The sequence below is a fragment of the Xenorhabdus vietnamensis genome (assembly GCF_002127535.1).
In the GTDB taxonomy this organism is placed as follows: domain Bacteria; phylum Pseudomonadota; class Gammaproteobacteria; order Enterobacterales; family Enterobacteriaceae; genus Xenorhabdus; species Xenorhabdus vietnamensis.
Genome location: NZ_MUBJ01000014.1, coordinates 24,929 through 47,274, shown reverse-complemented (window position 1 = coordinate 47,274; position 22,346 = coordinate 24,929). Strand labels below are relative to the sequence as shown.

At 44.0% G+C, this 22,346-nt stretch carries 16 protein-coding genes; 11 read left to right on the top strand and 5 right to left on the bottom strand.

The genetic code is table 11. The features are described 5' to 3' along the window. Positions 1–78: 78 nt before the first annotated feature. The 6 genes from dppB (at position 79) to Xvie_RS12980 (ending at position 6,528) form a co-directional block, all read left to right on the top strand. Positions 79–1,098 (top strand): dipeptide ABC transporter permease DppB, encoded by a 1,020-nt coding sequence (gene dppB, locus Xvie_RS13005; protein ID WP_086109740.1) that lies wholly within the window; start codon positions 79–81, stop codon positions 1,096–1,098. Positions 1,099–1,108: 10 nt separating this feature from the next. After that, positions 1,109–2,011: a dipeptide ABC transporter permease DppC gene (dppC, locus tag Xvie_RS13000; RefSeq protein ID WP_086109739.1), complete on the top strand. Its 903-nt coding sequence runs from the start codon at positions 1,109–1,111 to the stop codon at positions 2,009–2,011. A 12-nt stretch (positions 2,012–2,023) separates the two neighbouring features. Next, a complete protein-coding gene (dppD, locus tag Xvie_RS12995; RefSeq protein ID WP_086109738.1) occupies positions 2,024–3,004 on the top strand; it encodes a dipeptide ABC transporter ATP-binding protein in 981 nt (326 codons plus the stop codon). Then, positions 3,001–4,035, top strand: coding sequence for a dipeptide ABC transporter ATP-binding subunit DppF (dppF, locus tag Xvie_RS12990; protein WP_086109737.1), 1,035 nt, complete (start codon positions 3,001–3,003; stop codon positions 4,033–4,035). Before dppD ends, dppF begins: the two co-directional genes overlap by 4 nt. 203 nt (positions 4,036–4,238) lie before the next feature. Further along, the gene (locus Xvie_RS12985; RefSeq protein WP_086109736.1) at positions 4,239–4,946 is read left to right on the top strand and encodes a HAMP domain-containing protein; all 708 of its coding nucleotides are present in this window, start codon (positions 4,239–4,241) and stop codon (positions 4,944–4,946) included. Between the two features lie 106 nt (positions 4,947–5,052). Further along, the gene (locus Xvie_RS12980) at positions 5,053–6,528 is read left to right on the top strand and encodes an insulinase family protein (RefSeq protein WP_086109735.1); all 1,476 of its coding nucleotides are present in this window, start codon (positions 5,053–5,055) and stop codon (positions 6,526–6,528) included. A gap of 728 nt (positions 6,529–7,256) precedes the next feature. Here Xvie_RS12980 and Xvie_RS12970 read toward each other — a convergent pair. The 5 genes from Xvie_RS12970 to Xvie_RS12950 all read right to left on the bottom strand — a co-directional run bounded on the left by Xvie_RS12970 (position 7,257) and on the right by Xvie_RS12950 (position 16,136). Continuing rightward, complete coding sequence (locus Xvie_RS12970) at positions 7,257–7,463, bottom strand: 2-hydroxymuconate tautomerase family protein (RefSeq protein WP_086109733.1); 207 nt, start codon at positions 7,461–7,463, stop codon at positions 7,257–7,259. 91 nt (positions 7,464–7,554) lie between these two features. Then, positions 7,555–8,496, bottom strand: coding sequence for an inner membrane protein YhjD (gene yhjD / locus Xvie_RS12965; RefSeq protein WP_086109732.1), 942 nt, complete (start codon positions 8,494–8,496; stop codon positions 7,555–7,557). A gap of 266 nt (positions 8,497–8,762) precedes the next feature. Further along, positions 8,763–13,172: a hemagglutinin repeat-containing protein gene (locus tag Xvie_RS12960; protein WP_086109731.1), complete on the bottom strand. Its 4,410-nt coding sequence runs from the start codon at positions 13,170–13,172 to the stop codon at positions 8,763–8,765. A gap of 129 nt (positions 13,173–13,301) precedes the next feature. Further along, a complete protein-coding gene (locus Xvie_RS12955) occupies positions 13,302–14,990 on the bottom strand; it encodes a ShlB/FhaC/HecB family hemolysin secretion/activation protein (RefSeq protein WP_086109730.1) in 1,689 nt (562 codons plus the stop codon). A 627-nt stretch (positions 14,991–15,617) separates the two neighbouring features. Further along, on the bottom strand, positions 15,618–16,136 hold the full coding sequence (locus Xvie_RS12950; protein ID WP_086109729.1) for an Hcp family type VI secretion system effector: 519 nt from the start codon (positions 16,134–16,136) through the stop codon (positions 15,618–15,620). 919 nt (positions 16,137–17,055) lie between these two features. On the opposite strand from Xvie_RS12950, the gene tssB reads away from it, so the two are divergent. The 5 genes from tssB to tssG are packed head-to-tail and all read left to right on the top strand — an operon-like array spanning position 17,056 to position 22,344. Further along, positions 17,056–17,553 (top strand): type VI secretion system contractile sheath small subunit, encoded by a 498-nt coding sequence (tssB, locus tag Xvie_RS12945; RefSeq protein WP_086109728.1) that lies wholly within the window; start codon positions 17,056–17,058, stop codon positions 17,551–17,553. Between the two features lie 20 nt (positions 17,554–17,573). Further along, the gene (tssC, locus tag Xvie_RS12940; RefSeq protein ID WP_086109727.1) at positions 17,574–19,052 is read left to right on the top strand and encodes a type VI secretion system contractile sheath large subunit; all 1,479 of its coding nucleotides are present in this window, start codon (positions 17,574–17,576) and stop codon (positions 19,050–19,052) included. 2 nt (positions 19,053–19,054) lie between these two features. After that, the gene (gene tssE, locus Xvie_RS12935) at positions 19,055–19,495 is read left to right on the top strand and encodes a type VI secretion system baseplate subunit TssE (protein ID WP_086109726.1); all 441 of its coding nucleotides are present in this window, start codon (positions 19,055–19,057) and stop codon (positions 19,493–19,495) included. Continuing rightward, positions 19,496–21,328, top strand: a complete 1,833-nt coding sequence (gene tssF / locus Xvie_RS12930) for a type VI secretion system baseplate subunit TssF (RefSeq protein ID WP_086109725.1) — start codon at positions 19,496–19,498, stop codon at positions 21,326–21,328. It begins immediately after the preceding gene. Further along, the gene (gene tssG, locus Xvie_RS12925; protein WP_086109724.1) at positions 21,292–22,344 is read left to right on the top strand and encodes a type VI secretion system baseplate subunit TssG; all 1,053 of its coding nucleotides are present in this window, start codon (positions 21,292–21,294) and stop codon (positions 22,342–22,344) included. Before tssF ends, tssG begins: the two co-directional genes overlap by 37 nt. Positions 22,345–22,346: the final 2 nt, after the last annotated feature.

Below are 22,346 nucleotides of genomic sequence, written 5' to 3'. Positions count from 1 at the left end.
TGATGGGCAAGTCAATTTTTGTATTACACCAAGCGGCCTGAAGAGCCGTAACTGGTATTTAAAAAGAGAATTCAGGATATGCTGCAATTTATCCTCCGGCGTCTGGGATTAGTGATCCCGACGTTTATTGGTATTACGCTGCTAACTTTCGCTTTTGTACACATGATCCCCGGTGATCCCGTTCTGATTATGGCGGGAGAACGTGGTGTTACTGCTGAGCGTCATGCCCAATTACTGACTGAGATGGGGTTGGATAAACCGCTCTGGGAGCAATATTTTCATTACATCAATGGTGTCTTGCATGGTGATTTGGGGATTTCGCTGAAAAGCCGCATTCCTGTGTGGGATGAGTTTGTTCCTCGTTTTCAAGCGACTCTTGAATTGGGCATCTGTGCCATGTTATTTGCCATATCCGTCGGCATTCCGGTAGGGGTTTTGGCGGCGGTCAAACGTGGCTCCATCTTTGATCACACAGCAATTGGTTTGTCATTGACAGGCTATTCCATGCCCATTTTCTGGTGGGGAATCATGCTGATCATGTTGGTTTCCGTCCAGTGGAATTTAACACCTGTTTCTGGTCGAATCGGTGATAGCGTTTTTCTGGATGACAGCAAGCCCCTGACAGGATTTATGTTGATTGATACGCTGATTTGGGGGGAGCACGGTGATTTCACTGATGCAGTGATGCATATGGTTTTGCCTGCAATTGTATTGGGAACGATCCCGTTGGCGGTGATTGTGCGCATGACACGTTCAGCCATGCTGGAAGTATTGGGTGAAGATTATATCCGCACTGCCCGCGCAAAAGGACTGAGCCGCATTCGGGTCATTATCGTCCATGCACTGCGTAACGCTTTGTTACCTGTCGTCACGGTGATTGGCCTGCAAGTGGGCATCATGTTGGCGGGCGCCATTCTGACAGAAACTATCTTTTCATGGCCGGGATTGGGGCGTTGGCTGATTGATGCCTTGCAACGTCGAGATTATCCGGTAGTACAGGGTGGTGTATTGCTGGTGGCGACCATGATTATTCTGGTCAATCTGGTGGTTGATTTACTGTACGGCATCGTCAATCCGCGCATTCGTCATAAGAAATAAGGAACACATGATGACTCAAATAACTGAGCCAGTAGTATCGGGTGCGCCGAAATTAATGACGCCGATCCAGGAATTCTGGCACTACTTTAAACGTAACAAAGGCGCAGTGATTGGCCTTATCTATATTATCCTGATGTTGCTGGTGGCTTTATTGGCGGGATTGTTGGCTCCGCATGGCCCGGCAGAACAGTTCCGCGATGCTTTGCTGAAGCCTCCGGTATGGCAGGAAGGCGGAAGCTGGCAATTTATCCTCGGCACGGATGATGTCGGGCGCGATATTTTGTCCCGTCTGATGCATGGGGCACGCCTTTCATTGCTGGTTGGCTGTCTGGTCGTGGTGATGTCACTCATAATGGGCGTTATTCTGGGGGTATTGGCGGGTTATTTCGGTGGCGTGGTGGATGCCAGCATCATGCGTATCGTCGATATTATGCTGGCTTTGCCAAGCCTGCTGTTGGCATTGGTGCTGGTGGCGATCTTTGGCCCGTCGATTATCAATGCGTCACTGGCACTGACGTTTGTTGCCTTGCCTCACTATATCCGCCTGACAAGGGCGGCAGTACTGGTTGAAGTGAACCGTGATTATGTGATGGCTTCCCAAGTGGCTGGTGCGGGGGCCTTGCGCCAAATGTTCATCAATATCCTGCCAAACTGTCTCGCACCGTTGATTGTACAGGCATCATTGGGGTTTTCGAATGCCATTCTTGATATGGCGGCCTTAGGTTTTCTGGGAATGGGCGCACAGCCACCGATACCAGAATGGGGAACCATGCTGGCAGATGTTTTGCAATTTGCCCAGAGTGCTTGGTGGGTCGTAACCTTTCCGGGGCTGGCTATTTTGTTGACAGTACTGGCGTTTAACCTGATGGGTGATGGGTTGCGTGATGCACTTGATCCTAAGCTCAAGCAGTAGGGGTATTGTGAAATGGCATTATTGAATGTAGACCAATTATCGGTGCACTTTGGGGATGAAGATGCACCATTTCGCGCTGTTGACCGTATCAGCTACCGTGTTGAGCAGGGAGAGGTTGTCGGCATTGTGGGGGAGTCCGGATCAGGTAAGTCCGTCAGTTCATTGGCGATTATGGGGCTAATTGATTATCCGGGCAAAGTTATGGCTGAAAAGCTGGAATTCAATGGTCGTGACCTGACCAAAATTTCAGAAAAAGAGCGCCGTCAGTTGGTTGGTGCTGAAGTGGCAATGATTTTCCAAGATCCCATGACCAGTTTGAACCCATGTTACACCGTCGGTTATCAGATTATGGAAGCCTTGAAAGTCCATCAGGGTGGAAACCGAAAAACGCGGCATCAGCGGGCAATCGACTTACTGGTACAAGTGGGTATTCCTGATCCGGCCTCTCGTCTGGACGTTTATCCGCATCAGTTGTCGGGTGGGATGAGTCAGCGAGTGATGATTGCAATGGCTATCGCGTGTCGTCCGAAACTCCTGATTGCCGATGAACCGACAACGGCTCTGGATGTCACCATTCAGGCGCAAATCATCGAACTGCTGCTGGAATTGCAGCAGCGGGAAAACATGGCATTACTCTTGATCACCCATGATTTGGCACTGGTGGCGGAAGCAGCCCACCATATTATTGTGATGTATGCCGGGCAAGTGGTGGAGATTGGCAAAGCAACGGAAATTTTCCGCGCACCACGTCATCCTTATACACAGGCATTATTGCGGGCATTGCCGGAATTTGCGGCGGATAAATCCCGTTTGGCATCGTTACCCGGTGTCGTACCCGGAAAATATGACCGTCCAACAGGGTGTCTGCTCAATCCTCGTTGCCCTTATGCCAATGAGCATTGCCATCAGGAGGAGCCTCCATTGAAATCAGTGGGAGGACGTCAGGTTAAATGTCACATGCCACTGGATGATGAGGGGAGGCCAACAGTATGAGTACTCAACAAAATCAAGAACAGGAAAAAGCCGCTGTTCCTTTAAAAACCACGGTTCCTTTACTGAAAGCCACTGAACTTAAAAAATATTATCCGGTGAAAACAGGCTTATTCTCGCCTGAACGCATGGTCAAGGCGCTGGATGGTATTTCCTTTGAGCTGGAAAAAGGCAAAACACTGGCTGTTGTCGGTGAATCGGGTTGTGGAAAATCCACATTGGGTCGCCTACTGACCATGATTGAAAAACCGACCGATGGAGAGCTTTATTATCTGGGGCAAGATCTCTTAGTGCCAAATAAAGAAGCAGAAAAACTTCGTCGCCAGAAAATCCAGATTGTATTTCAAAATCCCTACGCTTCCTTAAATCCCCGTAAAAAAGTAGGACAGATTTTGGAAGAGCCTTTGCTGATTAATACTCCACTGACTGCGATTGAACGCAAGGAAAAAGTCTTGCAGATGATGGCGAAAGTGGGGTTAAAGCCGGAACATTATTCGCGTTATCCACATATGTTTTCTGGTGGTCAGCGTCAGCGTATCGCCATTGCCCGTGGATTGATGTTAAACCCAGACGTGGTGATTGCTGACGAACCAGTTTCGGCGTTAGATGTTTCGGTACGAGCACAGGTTTTGAACCTGATGATGGACTTGCAGCAGGAGTTAGGGTTGTCTTACGTCTTTATATCCCATGATCTTTCGGTTGTTGAACATATTGCCGATGAAGTGATGGTGATGTATTTGGGTCGCTGCGTTGAAAAAGGCGATAGAGAAATGATTTTCAACAATCCGCGTCACCCTTATACGCAGGCGTTATTGTCCGCGACTCCTCGCCTGAATCCTGAAATGCGTCGTGAGCGCATTAAGCTGACGGGAGAGCTGCCAAGCCCGATGAATCCGCCTGCGGGATGTGCTTTTGCTGCCCGTTGTCGTCGTGCATTTAGCCCATGCACTCAATTCCAGCCGAAATTAAAACAATATGGCGAACAATTGATCGCGTGCTTTGCGGTCGAACAAGATGAAGGTTCATTAAATTAATAATAGATGGCCTGGGTATAACGTATAAGCATTGCAGTGAAAATATTAGGCATTCGCTTGATTGAGTAATGCTGTTATATCTTGGTCATTTTTCTCTTTTTAATTCATCAAAATAAGACGACCGCAAGTAAAATCAAGTATACTCACCCACATTGTTTGGAAGGTGCTGGTCAGTATTTTTACTATTATTGATTTGGATTGAGATGAAATTGCGCGTCAAACGTTCGTTAACTATTAAACAGATGGCCGCAGTGACAGGAGTCACTTTGGTTGCCGTGGCTATTTTCATCACTATCCAGCTATTTCATCTATTGCAGCAGCGTAAAGATGACTATATCAATCAACTTAACAATGCTGCCACACAGATCAAAACCCCTTTGGAAGAAGCATTGTTGAGCTCAGATCTCAATAAGGCAAAAACGCTGTTGATTGGTTTAAAAACCTCAGGCATCTTGGGCCGGGCAGAGGTGTTATTGCCTAATAACGTTCGGGTGATGAGTCTGGATTTTGCTACTCATCGCCCTATACCTGAGTTGGCAAAGAAGGTCTTTGGCATTCCTGTTGAGGTAAATATTCCCCTCTATGTTGATGGTGTTTTAATAAAAACAGCAGAGTCACAGGGACAGCTTATTTTGCAGGTTGATTCCAATCGAGTTTATCGTTTTGTCTTGAATACACTTGCATTCATGTTGACTACTTATTTATTACTCGCACTTATTCTTACGGTGTCGATAAGCTGGTGCGTAAACCGCATTATCATCCATCCATTGCGTGATATCGCGCGGGAACTGAATGAAGAACAGCCGCCAGTGCCTATGTCCTGCCACAAAATCCATCAGGATGATGAATTGGGATTGCTGGTAAAAGGTTATAATCGTCAGGTTAATAAGCTGAAAACACCATCAAAATGAAACCTTACAAGGTGAATAACGGTCTAATCCTCAATGATAATATCTGGGTATAGAGTATTGCCTTAGATTTCGCAGGATAAAATTAAACAGGTAGGGGTAAGTAAGAATGCTGGGCGACAAAATCGGGTATCTTATTGGTGGTGCAATTCTGGCTACGACTTGTTTGGCACAGGCTGAAACCTTGCAGCCAGATCCGGCTTGGCAACAAGGCAAACTTGAAAATGGATTCAGTTGGCAAATTCTGCAAACACCACAGCGACCTAATGACAGAATACAGCTGCGGTTATTGGTAAAGACTGGCTCCCTGACTGAAAAAAATCTACAACGGGGTTACACTTACCTTATTCCGAAAGTCGTTTTATCCAGTAGTAAAGATTTATCATCGCAGAAATTGGAAAATTTGTGGCGTAACGTGATAGATACTAAAAATCCTTTTCCACCTGCTATTGTTTCATATGATTTCACCCTTTATAGCTTAAGCTTACCGAATAATCGCTCCGATTTATTGCAAGATGCATTGATATGGTTATCTGATATTGCAGGTGGTGCGGTGTTTACACCAGAAACACTGGCACAGGCCATGAAAGGGGATGGATATCCTGTAACGACTTTTCCATCTGATATCCAAGATCCTGTATGGCGTATGCGATTGCAAGGCTCGACGCTTATCGATCATGATCCCGGGATGCCGGTGACAGTGCCTGTGGATATGAAGAAAGTCGAAAATTTTTATCATCAATGGTATACGCCAGATGCAATGACACTGTATATCGCGGGGCATGTTGACAACCGCTTATTGTCAGAGAAGATTAATCGGACATTTTCGTTATTGGAAGGAAAACGGCAGACACCGGTTCCTGTACCAACATTGCTGCCACTGAAAGCGGCAACAATTAGCATAGAGAATGATAAAGCGAAACAAGACCGTCTATCTTTAACTTGGAACCTGAATTGGCTGTCGATTAACGATTCGCAAACTCTGATTCAGTATTGGTTAAATGACCTGACACGTGAAGCGCTTTACCGCTACTTGCAATTAGGGCTTCAAGAAAAGCAGGAAGGTATGCAACTAAGTCTGGATTGCCGTGTGTTATACCAGCGGGCGAACTGCTCATTAAATCTGGATGCACCTACAGACAAGCTGGTGGAATCCACGCTTTATCTGGCTTCTCAGCTATCATCACTGCGTGAAAATGGATTGCCGCAAGAACAGTTTGATGAACTCTATGCTCAGAAGCGGAGCCAGCTCCAACAGCTATTTGCCATATATGCCCGCACAGATACCGATATTTTGATTAATCAACGTCTGTTATCACAGAAAAATAACGTGATAGATATTGCCCCCGAACAATTCCAGCGGTTAAGACAGGCGTTTTTATCTTCTTTGACACCACAGCTTTTGAATAAAAAATTGCAAGAGATGCTGTCTCAAGAAATCTCTTTTATTCTGGTGCAACCAAAAGGTGAAGCGCCGGTTGATGTTAATCAAATCAAAAATAGTTTTAACCAGATTATGAGGCCGGGGCCACTGCCGGAGAAGCCGAAAGAGCCTGAAACGGTGAAAGATAAAGATGGGGCGTAGAAAAGCAAAGTAAAAGTATAAACCGGAGTTGAGGCCAAATTGTTTGATAGTGATTTGGCCATGATTGCTTGGTAGTGTGATAAGGCTTTCGTCAATCTGATAGACTTTGATTAGCTACTTTGGGTCATTGAAGCAGAGTAAATTTATATTAACCGATTGATAAATCACTATTATATGGATTATTTCTTTATTATGACTATTACGGTTTAGTGTATTAATTAACAAAGGAATAACTTCGCTATTGTTTTCTATTATTCTATATTGATAACACTGATCTGAGTCATTAAAGGTAATCAGATACCACTCTTTTAGCTTTGGCAAAAAATCATTGATGAAATGAATTATGGGTTCATTAATATCTTCTTTTTTATATAACTTAATTCCTATATCTGAGATAGATTTGCACTTTAAATACCTTTTCATAATAGTGATACATTTAGCTTTTGAAGCCCCCTGACTCCTCGCATAGCGAGGAGTTAGAAAGTGATCTGGCATTTTGAAAACTTATTTAATGAGTATAAATAAAAATCAGATAAACTAATTTTATTTTCAAGTATGTTTTTTATAAAAATCCAACTGAACTTTTTAGGTTTTTATCCTTGCAGGTGTGGGCGTCATGATTCGCAGTTTAGAGATAGCTATATTCCATAATAAAAAATCAGCCAGTGAATTTAACCAGCTGATTTTGACATGATCATTCTTATCTAATACTAACTGAATTTTTCAGTTCACTTCTTCGCTGCCGCCCTTAACTCAGTAACGTTCTTACCTCCAATTCCCCAATTGTCTGTTTCAACTTCATCAATGATTACAAAGGTTGTTGCGGGGTTTTTTCCGAGTACATCCACCAGCAGTTGGGTTGCACCTTCGATCAGCTGTTTTTTCTGCTCAGCGGTGGCACCTTCGCGGGTAATTTTAATGTTCACAAATGGCATAAAAATGACTCCTTTTTTGGGTGTTATATGACAAGTAATATGACAAATAGGTACAGCAAAAAAACAGTCTTACTTATTGATATATGGATATTTACTCGGTTCTCTTCTCTTCTGAGGTAGCGATCCACGCGGCACAAAACAGCGTCAGGCGAGCAAAGAAATAGAAGAAGGCCATTAAGCCAATCACCGAGCCAAAAGCGGCGCCAGAGGGTGAACTGGCAAGGCGTGGCAGCATCATGGTCATAATGTATTTGATGACTTCAAATCCAATGGCAGCCATTAACGTTCCTTTGAACAGGGCTTTTCTTTCAGGGCGATGACGCGGCAAGATCCACAATATCCATAGGAATAACAAATAATTGGCAGAAATGGAAATAGTCATGCCAATTGATGTCCATGCAGGGCGTAGCCATTCTATACCCTCCAATCCAAGGGCATGGACAATAGTGGCTTGGGCAGAACCTGCAATGGAAGTCAGGGAAAGGGTCATTACCAACGCAAAAAGAAGGCCAAATAGAGAGAAAAAGTCGCGAATATACTGAAAATAGATTTTCTCTTTATCTTCATGATTGCGTTCCCAGATGTCACGAGATTGGGCGAGTATCGCTTCGCGTAAATTACCGACCCAGTTCACACCTGAATAAAGTGCGATAGCCAGGCCTGTCAATCCCACCGTCGTTCTTTGGTTAACTGCCGTGTCTACACTGTTTTTCAGTGTGGTAGCGAGAGCGGGATCACTGATGCTATTAGCGATGCCATTGATCAAGCGGGCCAGCAAATCAGGGTTGGAAGCCAGCACAAAACCCGCGATGGCAAAAGAGAGCATCAGGATCGGGATTAAGGATAGAAATGAGAAATAGGTGATTGCAGCACCAAATTGGCTGCCCATTCGGTCATTGAAACGTTGTGCCGCTCTAATTAAATGAGCGATAAAAGGAATACGGCGGATGGCGTTGCCAATACGAATTGTTACGGAAAGCGCTTTTTTACTGCTATGCAGCCCTTTCTCTAACGGTGTGAAACTTTTCCCCATTTGGATTGTTCCCTTTTTTCATGGTCACTTGGCATTGCATCCCCTTAAATCTGGTCGTGCCTGATATGACTCGCTATGCCACTTTTAAAGATAGCACTTAAGATATATGGCCTTCGATATTATGGACTTGAACGCCGTTCGCAATATATTTAAGTGAAAAAAGAGTAACAGGCAAAATGGAAAAGGCAACTAGTGAGAGGATTTGAAAAAGTACGGTAGCCTCATAATTGGCTACCGTACAGAAGATTAATTGTTGATCATCACGATCAATCTAATTGACGACCCTTAACTTCACTGTGGACAGTGGGAATCTCAGTATTGTGGCTCTCATTTTTCACAAAAGGCACTTTACCGGAGAAAATATCTTTTTGTGCAGAAATGGCCAGACTTGCCATGGAATTTGGCACGTTAATACCTAAGTTTTTACCCTTGTCGTATCCCGCAACAGATTGTTGATTAATTTGTGGGGTATTCAGTGAGACAGTGCCTTGGGTACTGTCAATTTTGCTGCCCACCAAATACGTTGTTCCAGAGACATCCAGATTAACCCCTTGAGTACCGGTCAATGTTGTTTGCTTGCCAACAGCTTCTCGGTCGAGAGTATCGTAATTGCCTTTGAGTTTGCCATTGAAACCCTTGAACGCGGCTTTCAGTTGATCTTTCACACTTGGTGCTTCACCCTCGGTTTTGTCGGTAGCGGCAGTGTTTTCTGAAGAGCCTTCCGTTACGGTAGGAACACTTTCTTTAGAAGGAGCATCCCCTTTGACGGTTTTGCTATAACCCAAGCCAGCATCCAGACCCACATTCAGGCTATGAGTGCTGTCTTTGCGGCTTTCGACATTGAAATTACCACCGACTTTGCCTGTTACCTGATTATTAGCAGTCACATTAGCGCCTTTGAGTGAGGTATCTCCTGCACTGGTCAGCGTGACATTGCCACCAGAAACATGAGCGTTACGGTGAGTGGTTTGATCCAGATGGTTGACGCCGAATTTCAATTCACCGCCAATGTTGTATTTGCTGTCGATGATTTTGTCAGCCGAATCGCTTGCCGCGCCATCGCCTCCTTCATTTTTGCGGGCGGTGGAAGACATGCCACCTTTTGCTTTAGCGCCGACGTTCCAACCATTGGTGTTGGCAGTATCCTGAGCCGAAGTCAGTTCGATTTTTCCACGCTGTGCTGTTAAATCTACCTGTTTGCCAGAAACATTGGCACCTTGTAACGCCAGATTATTGCCCGCACTCAGGTTTACACCTTGCCCACCAGTAAGATTGCTGGTTTTAGCTGTAGTATTGTTTTGAGTGTCGGTGTTATAACCGCCACCGAGGCTACCACTGAAATTCTTACCATCAGGGTTGGTTCCTACGGTCAGGGAAATCTCTCCATTGTAGCCATTGCTTTGTTTCTCATTGCGATTGGTGGCTTGATTGAACTGAATGTTTCCACCTGCATTAACATTGGCTGAACCTTTACCCGCATCCATTGAGGTGCCTTGGTAGCGTGCGTCTCTGGTTACCTGAACATTTATGCCATTTTGGGCGTTGATGCCGCTGGTGACTGCGCTGGTATTATTATTGGATGTTTCCTGATAGCTGCCATTGCCTTTGCCATTGACGGAGATATCTGCCCCCGTTGTGGTATAGACCCGCAAGCTTGCATTGCCAGTAGTGTCAGAGGAATGAGTGTTTTGGCGATTGAGTGCCGCTTCACTGGTATGGCTGCCAGCGGTCAGAGAAACACCGCCTTTATTGGCTTTATATTGTGTACCTTGATCGTAGACATCACCGTTCGTTGTTACTTTGATATCACCAGCCTTGACGTTAGTCACTACGGCACTGGACTGATGGTTATTGGTGTAACGGCTGTTGCCATCCATCGCCAGTTCAATACCTGCATTGGGCAAGCCTGTCTTTGTGATAGCTGTATCCAACTTCTTATCTGCGGCGGCTATGGCTGTTTTTTCCATAGGACGGGTAGTTGCACTGTAATCGGCAGTCCCACTGATCTCACCACCGACCTGTAATTGATTGGTTGAGCTGGATTCTGTGTTGGCCGTTGCTACATTCTTAATACTGCCGGCATTGGCCTGATAGGAGCCTTGTACCTGATGGTTCGTGCCCTGTTGCTTCAACTCCCCCATTGCGTTCAGCTCAAGGTTGCCATTGACTTGGGTTGTAGCCACTTCAGCTGTTGTCCGGCCTTGGGATTTCCCATCGCTGTTGTAGGTTCCGTCAACACCACTACCGAGCTTGTCCATACCGCCAGTGATAAACACACTGGTACGCAGTTTTTCTTGCGAGGTTGAAGTTGATGCGCTGTTTTCTCCGGCCAGTAAAGCAATATTATCCCCAGTGATTCTTGCGTCTCCCTGAGTTGTGACCAATTTTGAGCCAGTTACGGTAACATTTTGGCCGGCATTTATAGTGAGATTGCCACCACTCAATTCTGATGGACGTTGTGTTGTGCTTTCATCCTTCTGTTTATCGGTAACATGCTCAAAACCTACACCAGCACGATATTGTTTATCTTTCATCTCCTTGGCGTAGTACAGCCAGTCAAGGTTGGTTTTTTCCTGTTGGTACTGATTTTTCTCACCATAATTCAGGATATTGATATTACCCGAAGTGTTCAGTTGCAGTTCAGTGGCACTTTTCACCAGACTGTCAACGACATTGATATCTTTATTGCTGAGTAATTTCAGATCTGCATCGGAAATCAGAGAACTGCCGGAAGATTTTTGCTGCTCGTCATGCTCTTGGTTCGTTGTTTTGGTGATATTGAAGACTGTTCCTTTTCTTTCATCCACCTCTTTATAAGTATGGCTGACCGCGTTATCGATAGTTAATTGTCCATCATTGGCTTCAACATAGGCACCTTTTTGGCCTTTGACTTTACTGCCCGTAATGGTGACACCATTCATGCCTTGCAGCATCACATACCCGCCAGCCGTCATTTCGGATATATGATGAGTTTCTGATTTATCGTGATTATCTTTCTTGCTGCCACCAGCAATACCGCCCCAATAAGTTTTATCCTTGTCAAGGCTTTGATCATTAACTAGGGATTGAACAGTAATATTGGTTTTCTGTCCCGCAGAAATAATCAGGTTTTCGCCTGAGTTAATGCGTGTTCCGGCAATGTCAATATTTCCTTTTGCCCTGATACCTAAAACTCCGCCTGAACTTAACTCATTGCCAGTGCTTCTTTGCGTGGTATTGATCTTGTTCCAGTGACCCGTCTGCAATGATGCAGAATGGTTCTTTTTATAGCCTTTCTCTGAGGTCACTTCTGATTCCACCAGTCCCGCCAGCCTCACATCTTTCTTAGCAGATACGGACAACTTATTTCCGGCTTTTATCTTACTACCAAGCACTTCTGCATTGCCTTCACTGGCAGTCAGCTGAACATTTTCATGGGCGTTGATGGTATTGCCTTCGTACTGATATTTTTCATTCTCATCGGTGATATCATACCGCCAAACTACTTTCCCTTGATTATTGATGCTACGGTCAAGTTGATGAAGTTTTTGCCCATCCAGTTTCAGATTGGCACCAATCAGTTCGACATTGTCCCCCTCAATATCGGTTGCCATTACTTGATTGTTTTGTTTGGCAACCAGTGTGATGTTCTTGCCTGCCAATTGGGTACGGGCAACAGATTCACTGATTTGCTTTTTTTCGGTATAAATGTCACTGAAGGTACTGTCGTGATTATCACTGCCGGTTGTGTTTGATGAAGATTGATGCAGGCGTCCTTGAGACAGCACATTATTGCCTGTCAAGGTGATATCCCCGCCTTTTAGAATCGCAGCTTCCAACTTCACATCACCGTAGGATTCAATATCAATGCCATCATCAGCCGTCATTTTACCCTGTAAATTGACGCCGCTTCCTTTCGCTGTGTTTAGCAGACGGATACGCCCAGCTTGCATACTGCCAAAATAATAGCTGTCGAGTGCGCCGGTATTTGCTTGCTGAGGATCCAAAATGCGGCCATCGGCGGAAATTTTGTTATTCCCCGTCGTGATATTGAGATTTTTTGTGGTAATTACTTGACCATTGCTGTCAATTTTAGGTGCTATCAGATTCAGGACATCATTATGGGATAATCCATTATTTCTGATATTCAGGGCATTTTGGTTGTCAAAAGTGCTGAAGCCTTGCAGGATGCCATTTTCCACCAGCGGATTACCGACAACCAGTGATGCCTGATTAGTATTGATAAAACCACAGCCATTACAGGTAATGCCGTTAGGGTTTGCCAGCACATAATCGGCAGCTATACCAAACACTTCTTGTTGTCCAAGCAGAAACGAAGGATTACGGCTAATAACCTCGTTCAGGATCACATTTGCAGCCTGTCCATTTAGGTTGCTGTTGGCTGATAATTCGCCTGCCAATTGTGATGTGCCACCCTCCAGAGCGTTATTAAACACTGCCCCCATGTGGTTGACATTGAAATCCTGATATTGGTTATGTGATAACCCTGATTCGGAAGGCGCAACGATATTTATTACCGCAGCCCCAGTCTCAGATTGGATGATATCCGGGCTGTGTGCGGCATCGCCACCAGGCGTAATTTCATTGGCAAAACTGGCTGAGCAGGTTGCCAAAATAATTGCCATGGATGCGGCGAGTTTGCCCGTGGGAGATAACTTAAATTTTTTACTTTTCATGTAATTACCTTTATTTACTTTTTTATTGTCATGTGCAGTGTCCTGGGGATTATTGTCCTAGAGACAGCTGTTCTAGGAATAATCTCCACAACTTACTGCGGTTAAAAAAACATCAAATGGTTCAAGAAACTAAAAAGTATAAGAAAAGCGGGTTAACAGTTGCATAGGCTCATCCGTGTTCCTATTTTGGTGAGAAAGAAATTTGCCTCGGCTTACTTCAACATCCGCAAACAAGCTCTGATAGCGCAGCGTCAGACCGGCGCTCAAGCCGGCACTGCTTTTCCAGTCATCCTGACTGAGATAGCCTTTAACTTGCCCGATATCCACACCAGCCCGCAGTGCAAGTGAGCCTTTGGGTATGGGGATTGAGTGGGAGAGAGTATTTCTCCAATACCAGCCGTTATCAGCCGATGACACATTTTTACTGAATCCTCGCACGGCACTACGGTCGGTCACATTGAGCCACTCAATACCCGGTAACCCACTTCGACTGTACTGAGCATAAAGTTGGCTATTAAATCGGTAAGGCATGGTAAAGAGGGTGAAACGCTGCTGTAAATTTGCTGACAATTTCCCTTTGGTAAATTGTTTATTCAGATTGGCTGTTGCAGTCTGGGCACCAAACCACGGCATTCCCTGTTCAACACTTATATTGAGAGAAATCAGCCCGGAAGGAATGAGCTGTAAATGGTTAATACCCAGTTCGAGCACACTCAAAGTCTGGCTACTGACGGAGATTTTGGCATCTTTGAAATAGTTGTTGTAATTCTTATAAACAAACTGGGTGTTTAATGTGCTGATTTGCGATTGATTACGATGAAAGACCCAATCGGTACGAATTCCTGTTTGTTGTGAATTCCCGTGCAGTTTGGTTGAATTTATCTGTAAATGCGGATGGCTGGTGTATTGGGAATAGCTGTTGAATCCGCTGAACGTCATAGCTCCGTAAGGGAGTGAATAGAGTAGGGTATAGGCGCGATTGTATTGGGTATCGGGCTTATCAACGGTACTGCTGCCACTGAGGCTGACAAAATCAGATAACCCCAATGGGCTATCAACGCTGGCATTGAGTCGGGTGATCCATTTTCCTGTACTTTTTTGCCCATAATTATCGGTGGTGGTGGTTATTCTCCACGGAGAAGAATGCCGATTATGTAGCTTGACGATAGAACCACCATTGACTGTACCGGGTTGAATATCGAGAGTCGTTTTGTTTGATTGCAGGCGATTAGCCTGATCCAGCCCTTGATCAAGCTGATTCAGATTGAGTGGTTGATTTGACAAATGTGGGAATAGTGTTTGGCTATTAATCCAGCGATCACTCCCTTCTATCGCTTCGACAAAACCTTCAACAACATTGATGCCTAGTTCACCATTCGCATTGGGAGGAATAAATTGTACCCGCGCCGTAATGTAACCTTTCGCTATATAAAGGTTAGTAATTTCCGCCGACAGCTTATTGATGTCATTGCTGGTGATGCAGTTATCGGGCAGAGCACTGAGCGTATTCAGGTCACCCAAAGAGAGTAGAGTAATACCTTGAAGATAAACCCCCTTGATAGCCAGGCAGGGCGGTGCTTCCACCAGCACAGGTGAAACCGTTTGTGGTGAAATGCTATCTGCGCGATTAATCAACCCTTGGTGGCGGTGCTCTTCAATTAATTGGTCTATTTCCCGTGAACTATCCTGTAAGGTTTTCCTTATTTCATTTGTAGAGAAAGTTTCATCCGTAGGTAAAGTAGGGTTAAACGCGTCAGACGATGCGCCTACCTGAAATGAAGTACATAATAAGATTAAGATTGTCGTCCTTTTAATCATGGGAATACCCAAATGATAATAGTTGATGGGAAATGTATCGTGTTGGGTTATGGTTAAACTTCCTAGTTTATTAATTCAGCATTAAAGCATAGAAAATATTTTATGTTGTTCTGATTGTTGGTTGTTTTTTGTTCAAAATTATAATCTGTAGTTATAAATTTACCTTAGTTATTTATGATAATTCATTTTAGTTATGTGTTTCCTTAAGAAAAGGAGGTAAGTCAAATTTAATTTGGGTTTAATTAATATTCAGCATAATAATGAGGAAGAATTGGGAACCTTACGGTGTTTTGACTTTTTCAGTTAAAAATTTTACTTATGGCGCGTTGATGAAAGGTATTGAAGAGGAGGGAATATAAAATATAAGAATAGGCATATTCTTAATCAGATGGCTTAATTGAGTATTAATCATGCATGTAATTATGAATACACCTGTCTTTATTTATTATGAAAATAATTACTACATAAAAATCTGACAATAGGAAAAAATAAGAAAGAAAAATATAAAAGAGAAAAATAGGAATTAAAGTAAATTGGCAGGAATTTTGAGATATATCCGATTGATTCAGCCAATGAATAATATTCATTGGCTGAAAGATTATTACTTAATACTTAATGAATAAGATATTAAGCAACAATTGGGGCACGCCAGTCGTCAGCACCAGAAGTACCAGCAGTAGTGTGTTCCCACTCGATCTTACGGTAAGAAAGAGAAACACGAATTAACTGAGTGAATTCAGATTTTGCTGGATCCTGACAGTGTGGCATTTTGCAGTCGATATCAACGATAGTTGCATCTACCAGTTTAGTAGTGAAGAAATGCTCTTGTTTGCCTTCGATTGAAGTACGGTACCATTTCAATTCTACAGTAGTCAGCATCTCGCCAGAAGCCAGTGCGTTGTAAAGCAGAGGAACTGCTTTATTCAATGCAACGGTAAAGCGGAATGGCTTATGCGCACGCTGGCCAGAAGGCTGTCCTGACTGTGGATCAGTTGGAACAGTTACGATGTGGTCAAATTCTTGAACCAGCATTTCGTCTTCGTGACCTTGAACAAAGATATTACCTACGGATTCAGCAGTGAATGCGCCGGCAGTAATATTGCCCTGGGTTTTACCATTGATGGAAATATAACATGGAGTTGGCATATGAATATCCTATAAAAATTTACCAATATTTAGTGTAAGTGTTCATTCCTTGCGTGATAATTCCATTTATTCATCAAAATGAAATTTTAGCTTGCCAAACACTCGGAGCGAATAATAAAGCTGAAATTGTCTAATGCAAAGACATTTGAAAAAAGCAATATACGCTCTAATTCAATGACAAATAAAAATTTTATAATCATTGCTGTTGTGAGATTTATGGCTGATTTTTTATAAAAAATAAGCCTGTTTAACTGTTCTAAAAATGAGCTTTGATTTTTGATATAATTTAACTTGTTGGTATTTAATGATTTATATTTTTTTGTTTAAGTATTTTTTATGATCATTTGAAAAGTGTTATCTAGATCAAAAAAATGAAAATAAACTGGATTTTTATGATAAACAATTAATCAGATTGGCATGAAAAGTGATATTGACGGTAATTATTAATTACATATTGGAAGGTTATATTTTATTCAGGTTAATATGAAAAATATTTCTTTTTATACAGTTTATAGGTAATGAGGTTGCATACTCTTACAGAGAGTAAAGCCAAATTTTTCTCTATTTTGAAAGAAAAAAATGTTTATAACTTGCTATGGGTTGAGATAAAGAAATTAAAAGCTTGAATAGAGGACTTTATCAATTTGTGTTTAGGCTTTACATCAAAAAAATAAAATGTCAAACTCGGACTTGACGATTTTTCATATCGATGCTATTTCCACGATTGGATAGGATATATCTGATTATTTAACTATATATTGATTTAAAACTATTAGTGCCTGCAAATATAGATATCTTATTCTGCCTATTTTTTAGGGAGATATTCTGTACTTGTTATATAGGTAAACATTGGAATCATTCTCTCACCAATAATGGGTTGTCAGACAGTTCATGGTTGTATTAGCCAAAGGATTAAAATATGAGTAAGAATAGTCCAGGTAGCGTAGCTCCGAAAGAAAGAATTAATATTAAGTACGTCCCTAATACCGGTGACCAGACCGCAGAAGTTGAATTACCTCTGAATCTTCTGGTTGTTGGTGACTTGAAAGGCAAGAGCGAAGATACACCAATTGAAGAACGGCAAACAGTTTCTATCAATAAGAACAACTTTAATGCCGTAATGAATGAGGCAAACATCAACCTGACTTTCAACGTCCCTAACCGCCTCGATGAAAAAAATGAAGAAGATCTGCCAGTTAATCTGGAAATAAAATCACTGAGCGATTTCTCACCAGATAATGTCGCGAAGAAAGTCCCTGAATTAAATAAACTTCTCGAACTGCGTGAGGCATTGGTTGCATTAAAAGGCCCATTGGGAAATATCCCGGCATTTCGTGCTCGCCTGCAATCACTGCTGGATGATGAATCCGTTCGTGAGCAACTCCTGAAAGAACTTGAAATCGTCAATAAAAAATAACTGGTTAAAGGAATTTTTAAATGGCTCAGCACGAAGAAAACAGCACAGCTATTGCTTCTGGCGCAACGACTTCCTTGCTTGACGAGATTATGTCTCAAGCGAGAATGACTCCGGAAAATGACGGCTACTACATTGCGAAACAAGGTGTTGCTGCGTTTATCGGTAGCATTCTGGATACGGGATCTAACGAAGAACCAATCAACAAGCTGCTCGTTGATAAAATGATCGTTGAGTTAGATAAAAAGCTCAGCGAGCAGATGGATGAAATTATGCACGCTAAGCAGTTCCAGGAATTGGAATCTTCTTGGCGTTCGCTGAAAATTTTGGTTGATCGCACTGATTTCCGTGAAAACATCAAAATCAACATCATTCATGCCACTAAAGATGAACTGCTGGAAGATTTTGAATTCTCCCCTGAAATTATTCAGTCCGGCTTCTACAAGCACGTTTATTCCACAGGCTACGGTCAGTTTGGTGGTGAACCTGTTGCTGCCGTCATCGGTAACTACGCGTTCAGCAACACGACGCCTGATATTAAATTGATGCAGTATGTCAGTTCAGTGGGTGCAATGGCTCATGCGCCATTCTTGTCTTCCGTTTCACCTGAATTCTTTGGTGTTAACAGCTTTACTGACCTGCCAGCCATCAAAGATCTGAAATCTGTCTTCGAAGGCCCTTCACATACTAAATGGCGTGCGCTGCGTGAGTCTGAAGATTCACGTTATTTAGGTCTGACCGCACCACGTTTCTTGCTGCGTCTGCCTTATTCCAACGTTGAAAACCCAATCAAGAACTTCAACTATCAGGAAAATGTCAGTCGTGACCATGAGCATTTCTTGTGGGGCAACACGGCATACTTGCTGGCTAGCTGCCTGACTGACAGTTTCGCTAAATATCGCTGGTGTCCAAACATCATCGGTCCACAGAGCGGTGGTGCAGTAGGCGATCTGCCGGTTCACCTGTACGAAGCAATGGGTCAGGTTCAGGCGAAGATCCCAACTGAAGTTCTGATCACTGACCGTCGTGAATTTGAATTAGCAGAAGAAGGCTTTATTACTCTGACCATGCGTAAGGGTAGCGATAATGCGGCATTCTTCTCTGCAAACTCGGTTCAGAAACCAAAAGTATTCCCAAATACCCGTGAAGGTAAAATTGCAGAAACCAACTATAAGTTGGGCACGCAGCTTCCATACATGTTCATCATCAATCGCCTGGCTCACTACATCAAAGTGTTGCAGCGTGAACAGATCGGCTCTTGGAAAGAGCGTCAGGATCTGGAGCGCGAACTGAACATGTGGCTGAAACAGTACATTGCTGATCAGGAAAACCCACCAACTGACGTTCGTAGCCGTCGTCCTCTGCGTGCAGCTGAGATCAAAGTTCTGGATGTTGAAGGCGATCCAGGCTGGTATCAGGTTGCGATGCAAGTTCGCCCGCACTTCAAGTACATGGGTGCAAGCTTCGAACTGTCTCTGGTTGGACGTTTGGATAAGGAATAATCATGGCTGCGCTGTACAGTTGGAACAGAGGCAGCTCTGCCAGTCTGTTTGAGCGCATTCAAGGGAAGAGCTCCGGCTCTTCCCGTCAGTCAAGGATGCGTGCACTGCTTGATTCTATCAGGAAGCATTTGAATGAAGTGCTGAATTCTCGTCCTGGTGCCTGCCAAAGTGCCGTTGAATTAGGGGTCATTGATCTTAATGATGCGACCGCGACATCGGTGGATTTCAAGCAAAGTATCGAATGGGCGATTGAAGAGTGCATCAGAAATTATGAGCCCAGAATATCAGCGGTTTCTGTCAGCGCCATCAATGATGATTCAGATCCGTTGCTGTTGAGCTTTCATATCAGCGCTGAAATCTCTCTGGATGATATTAACGACCTTGTGGAATTTAGCATCCAGTTGGATAACAACCGGCGCTATTGCCTGGAGCGAACTCAATAAATGTCATTTGAAAAATATTTCAGAGATGAGTTGAACTACCTGCGACAACTGGGGAAAGAAGCCGCAGTTGAGCGTCCTCATCTTGCCGCATTTCTGTCAGAACAAGGCTCTGACCCTGACGTTGAGCGTTTGCTTGAAGGTTTTGCTTTTCTGACAGGCAACCTGCGGGCAAAGATTGATGATCAGTTCCCTGAATTGACCCACGGCCTGCTCAACATGCTTTGGCCGAACTATCTGCGTCCAACCCCCAGCATGACTGTCATCGAGTATACCCCCGATGAGAGCGTTGTGACGAAAGCGACACAGGTCAAGCGTGGCACTCAGATTATGAGTCATACGCTGTCAACTCAAGATGATATTTATTCGAACGAAAAATCGGGTGGCAAAAAAGACGATCATGGCCGTTGCACTTTCACGCTCTGCCGTGATGTTTGGCTGTTTCCGCTTTCTATCCGAGACATCTCCGTTAATAACAGTAATGAGACCGGGATTATCGGCCTGAATTTTGCGTCGAAAACGGAGCTGAACCTGCATGAGTTGGAACTGAGTAAACTGCGCTTTTATCTGAGTGGTGATGACTACACCACTTCCCAGCTCTATTTCTGGCTTTGTTATTACTTCAGGAAAGCAGAATTGGTGGTAGGGGACACTGTGATCCCTCTGCCGGATTTTGATTTTGTACCTGTGGGGTTTGAGCGGGAAGATGCATTATTGCCATACCCGAAAAATGCCTATATGGGATATCGCATTTTGCAGGAATATTTCTGTTTCGCAGAAAGCTTCTTGTTCTTTGATGTGAAAGGCTTCCCGGAACTGCCTGAAGATCTCAAGACCAAAGATTTCAAACTGAATTTACATTTTTCTCAGGCACTGCCACCAGAAGCCAAGGTTCGTCATGACACTTTCCGGCTGCACTGTACGCCCGCAATCAACCTGTTCCCAATGGACAGCGAAGCGATTGAACTCAATGGCAGCCAGACTGAATATCCGTTGAAAGCCAGTTACAGCTTTCCTGATAACTACGACATTTTCTCCGTTGATGGCGTAGAAAGCTGGCTAACAGGGGAAAATGGTGAACGCAACCGTGCCCGTATTGGTGAGCGCGTTTATACCCCGTTTGAAAGTTTCAATCACCAAATCGATAACGAAGATGAACGCTCAATGCGTTATTACCGTCTTCGGGTGAAAGAATCGCCTTTCCGCAGAGGGCTGGAACATTTCATCTCATTTGTTCGGGGTGATGAGTCAGATTTGCTCAGGCTCAAGCTGAAAGAAAATGTTTCGATCAGTTTGACCTGTACCAACCGTGAATTGCCTTTAGAACTACGTGTTGGCGACATTAATTATCCTTCAATCGGTAGTCCGTCATTTGCGACATTCCGCAATATCACGCGACCGTCAGTGCCTCTTTATCCTCTGCTGGATGGCGGCTTGCACTGGTCACTGCTGTCAAATATGTCGCTTAACTATATGTCATTACTGGATAAGGACGCTCTGAAACAGGTGCTGCGTACCTACGATTTCCCAAGTATTCATAACCGACAGTCCAAGCGTTCATCGCAGAAACGGCTTGATGCCATTGAGAAGATTGAAACAGAGCCGACAGATCGCCTGTTCCGTGGGCAGCCTGTGCGTGGATTGCGTTCAACACTGTATATCCGGCAACAGGCATTCAGCTCGGAAGGTGAGCTTTATCTGTTCAGTACGATTCTGTCACGGTTTTTCTCACTGTATGCCAGCGTCAATGCTTTTCATATGTTGAAGGTAATCAACTTAGATAATCAGGAGTGTTATGAATGGCCGGTACAGATAGGTCAACACTCGTTGATGTAACCACTGAGCAGGATCCTGCCACACCGCTGGCATTGGACATCTCACGGTATAACTTTTATCAGTTGGTTGAGTTGCTTAACCAGCTGGCGGTAGCGTGGGATAAAACAGGGGAGACAGATCGTCCCGATCTGGAATCTATCCGTTTCCGTTCCAGTGCCAGTCTGGCATTTCCGACTCGTGATGTCATCTCGCTTGCACAATCCAAGAAGGGATACTTCGAACTGGAAGTTTCCTTTATGGGGTTGCACGGCAGCCAGTCTCCGATGCCGGGTTATTATCTGGATTCTCTGGCATGGGAAGATGCTCAGGGGGAAAACCGCCTGACGGATTTTCTCAACCTTTTCAACCATCGTTTAATTACGCTCCTGCATCAGATTTGGCGGAAATACCGCTATTACATCTGTTTCAAGAAAGGTGGGGAAGATAATTTTTCCCAGCGTATGTTCTCTCTCGTTGGATTAGGTAGTGATGTCAACCGCCGGATGCTGAACATCAATCACAGCAAAATGCTGGCGTATGCCGGATTGCTGGCAAGCCCCGGACGCTCACCAGAAGTAATATGCAGCCTTGTTTCCCACTGTTTTGATTTGCAGGACGTTACATTGCACGGCTGGCAATTCAGGAAAGTCACTATTCCGGTGGATCAGCAGAATCGGCTGGGGGGAACCAATAAAGGCCAGAAAATTGGTGATACCGAGCTGTCCGTATTAGGACACAACTTCACTATCGGTTCTTGGGTTGGAGATTATAGCGGGAAGTTTCTGCTCAGTATCAACAACCTGACCCGTGACCGGTTCCTCTCATTTCTGCCTGATGGCAAGAACTATCTCCCATTGGTGATGTTCATTTCTTTTGTCATGCGCAGCCAGTTTGCTTGGGAGTTGCGTCTTGGTCTGGCTGAAAATCAGGTCAGCGGCATGGTATTGGGGGCGAAGCAGAATAACCATCTGGGGTGGACCAGTTTTCTCGGCGAACCGGAAAAGAAACCCTCTGTCACAATTTCAGTTATGGAATAACG

Excerpts from the sequence above, each read along its gene's own strand:
- tssB (WP_086109728.1), top strand. The coding sequence starts at position 17,056 with ATGAGTAAGAATAGTCCAGGTAGCGTAGCTCCGAAAGAAAGAATTAAT.
- tssE (WP_086109726.1), top strand. The coding sequence starts at position 19,055 with ATGGCTGCGCTGTACAGTTGGAACAGAGGCAGCTCTGCCAGTCTGTTT.
- tssG (WP_086109724.1), top strand. The coding sequence starts at position 21,292 with ATGGCCGGTACAGATAGGTCAACACTCGTTGATGTAACCACTGAGCAG.
- Xvie_RS12960 (WP_086109731.1), bottom strand. The coding sequence starts at position 13,172 with ATGAAAAGTAAAAAATTTAAGTTATCTCCCACGGGCAAACTCGCCGCA.
- yhjD (WP_086109732.1), bottom strand. The coding sequence starts at position 8,496 with ATGGGGAAAAGTTTCACACCGTTAGAGAAAGGGCTGCATAGCAGTAAA.
- dppB (WP_086109740.1), top strand. The coding sequence starts at position 79 with ATGCTGCAATTTATCCTCCGGCGTCTGGGATTAGTGATCCCGACGTTT.
- dppF (WP_086109737.1), top strand. The coding sequence starts at position 3,001 with ATGAGTACTCAACAAAATCAAGAACAGGAAAAAGCCGCTGTTCCTTTA.
- Xvie_RS12985 (WP_086109736.1), top strand. The coding sequence starts at position 4,239 with ATGAAATTGCGCGTCAAACGTTCGTTAACTATTAAACAGATGGCCGCA.
- tssC (WP_086109727.1), top strand. The coding sequence starts at position 17,574 with ATGGCTCAGCACGAAGAAAACAGCACAGCTATTGCTTCTGGCGCAACG.
- Xvie_RS12955 (WP_086109730.1), bottom strand. The coding sequence starts at position 14,990 with ATGATTAAAAGGACGACAATCTTAATCTTATTATGTACTTCATTTCAG.
- Xvie_RS12970 (WP_086109733.1), bottom strand. The coding sequence starts at position 7,463 with ATGCCATTTGTGAACATTAAAATTACCCGCGAAGGTGCCACCGCTGAG.
- dppC (WP_086109739.1), top strand. The coding sequence starts at position 1,109 with ATGACTCAAATAACTGAGCCAGTAGTATCGGGTGCGCCGAAATTAATG.
- Xvie_RS12950 (WP_086109729.1), bottom strand. The coding sequence starts at position 16,136 with ATGCCAACTCCATGTTATATTTCCATCAATGGTAAAACCCAGGGCAAT.
- tssF (WP_086109725.1), top strand. The coding sequence starts at position 19,496 with ATGTCATTTGAAAAATATTTCAGAGATGAGTTGAACTACCTGCGACAA.
- Xvie_RS12980 (WP_086109735.1), top strand. The coding sequence starts at position 5,053 with ATGCTGGGCGACAAAATCGGGTATCTTATTGGTGGTGCAATTCTGGCT.
- dppD (WP_086109738.1), top strand. The coding sequence starts at position 2,024 with ATGGCATTATTGAATGTAGACCAATTATCGGTGCACTTTGGGGATGAA.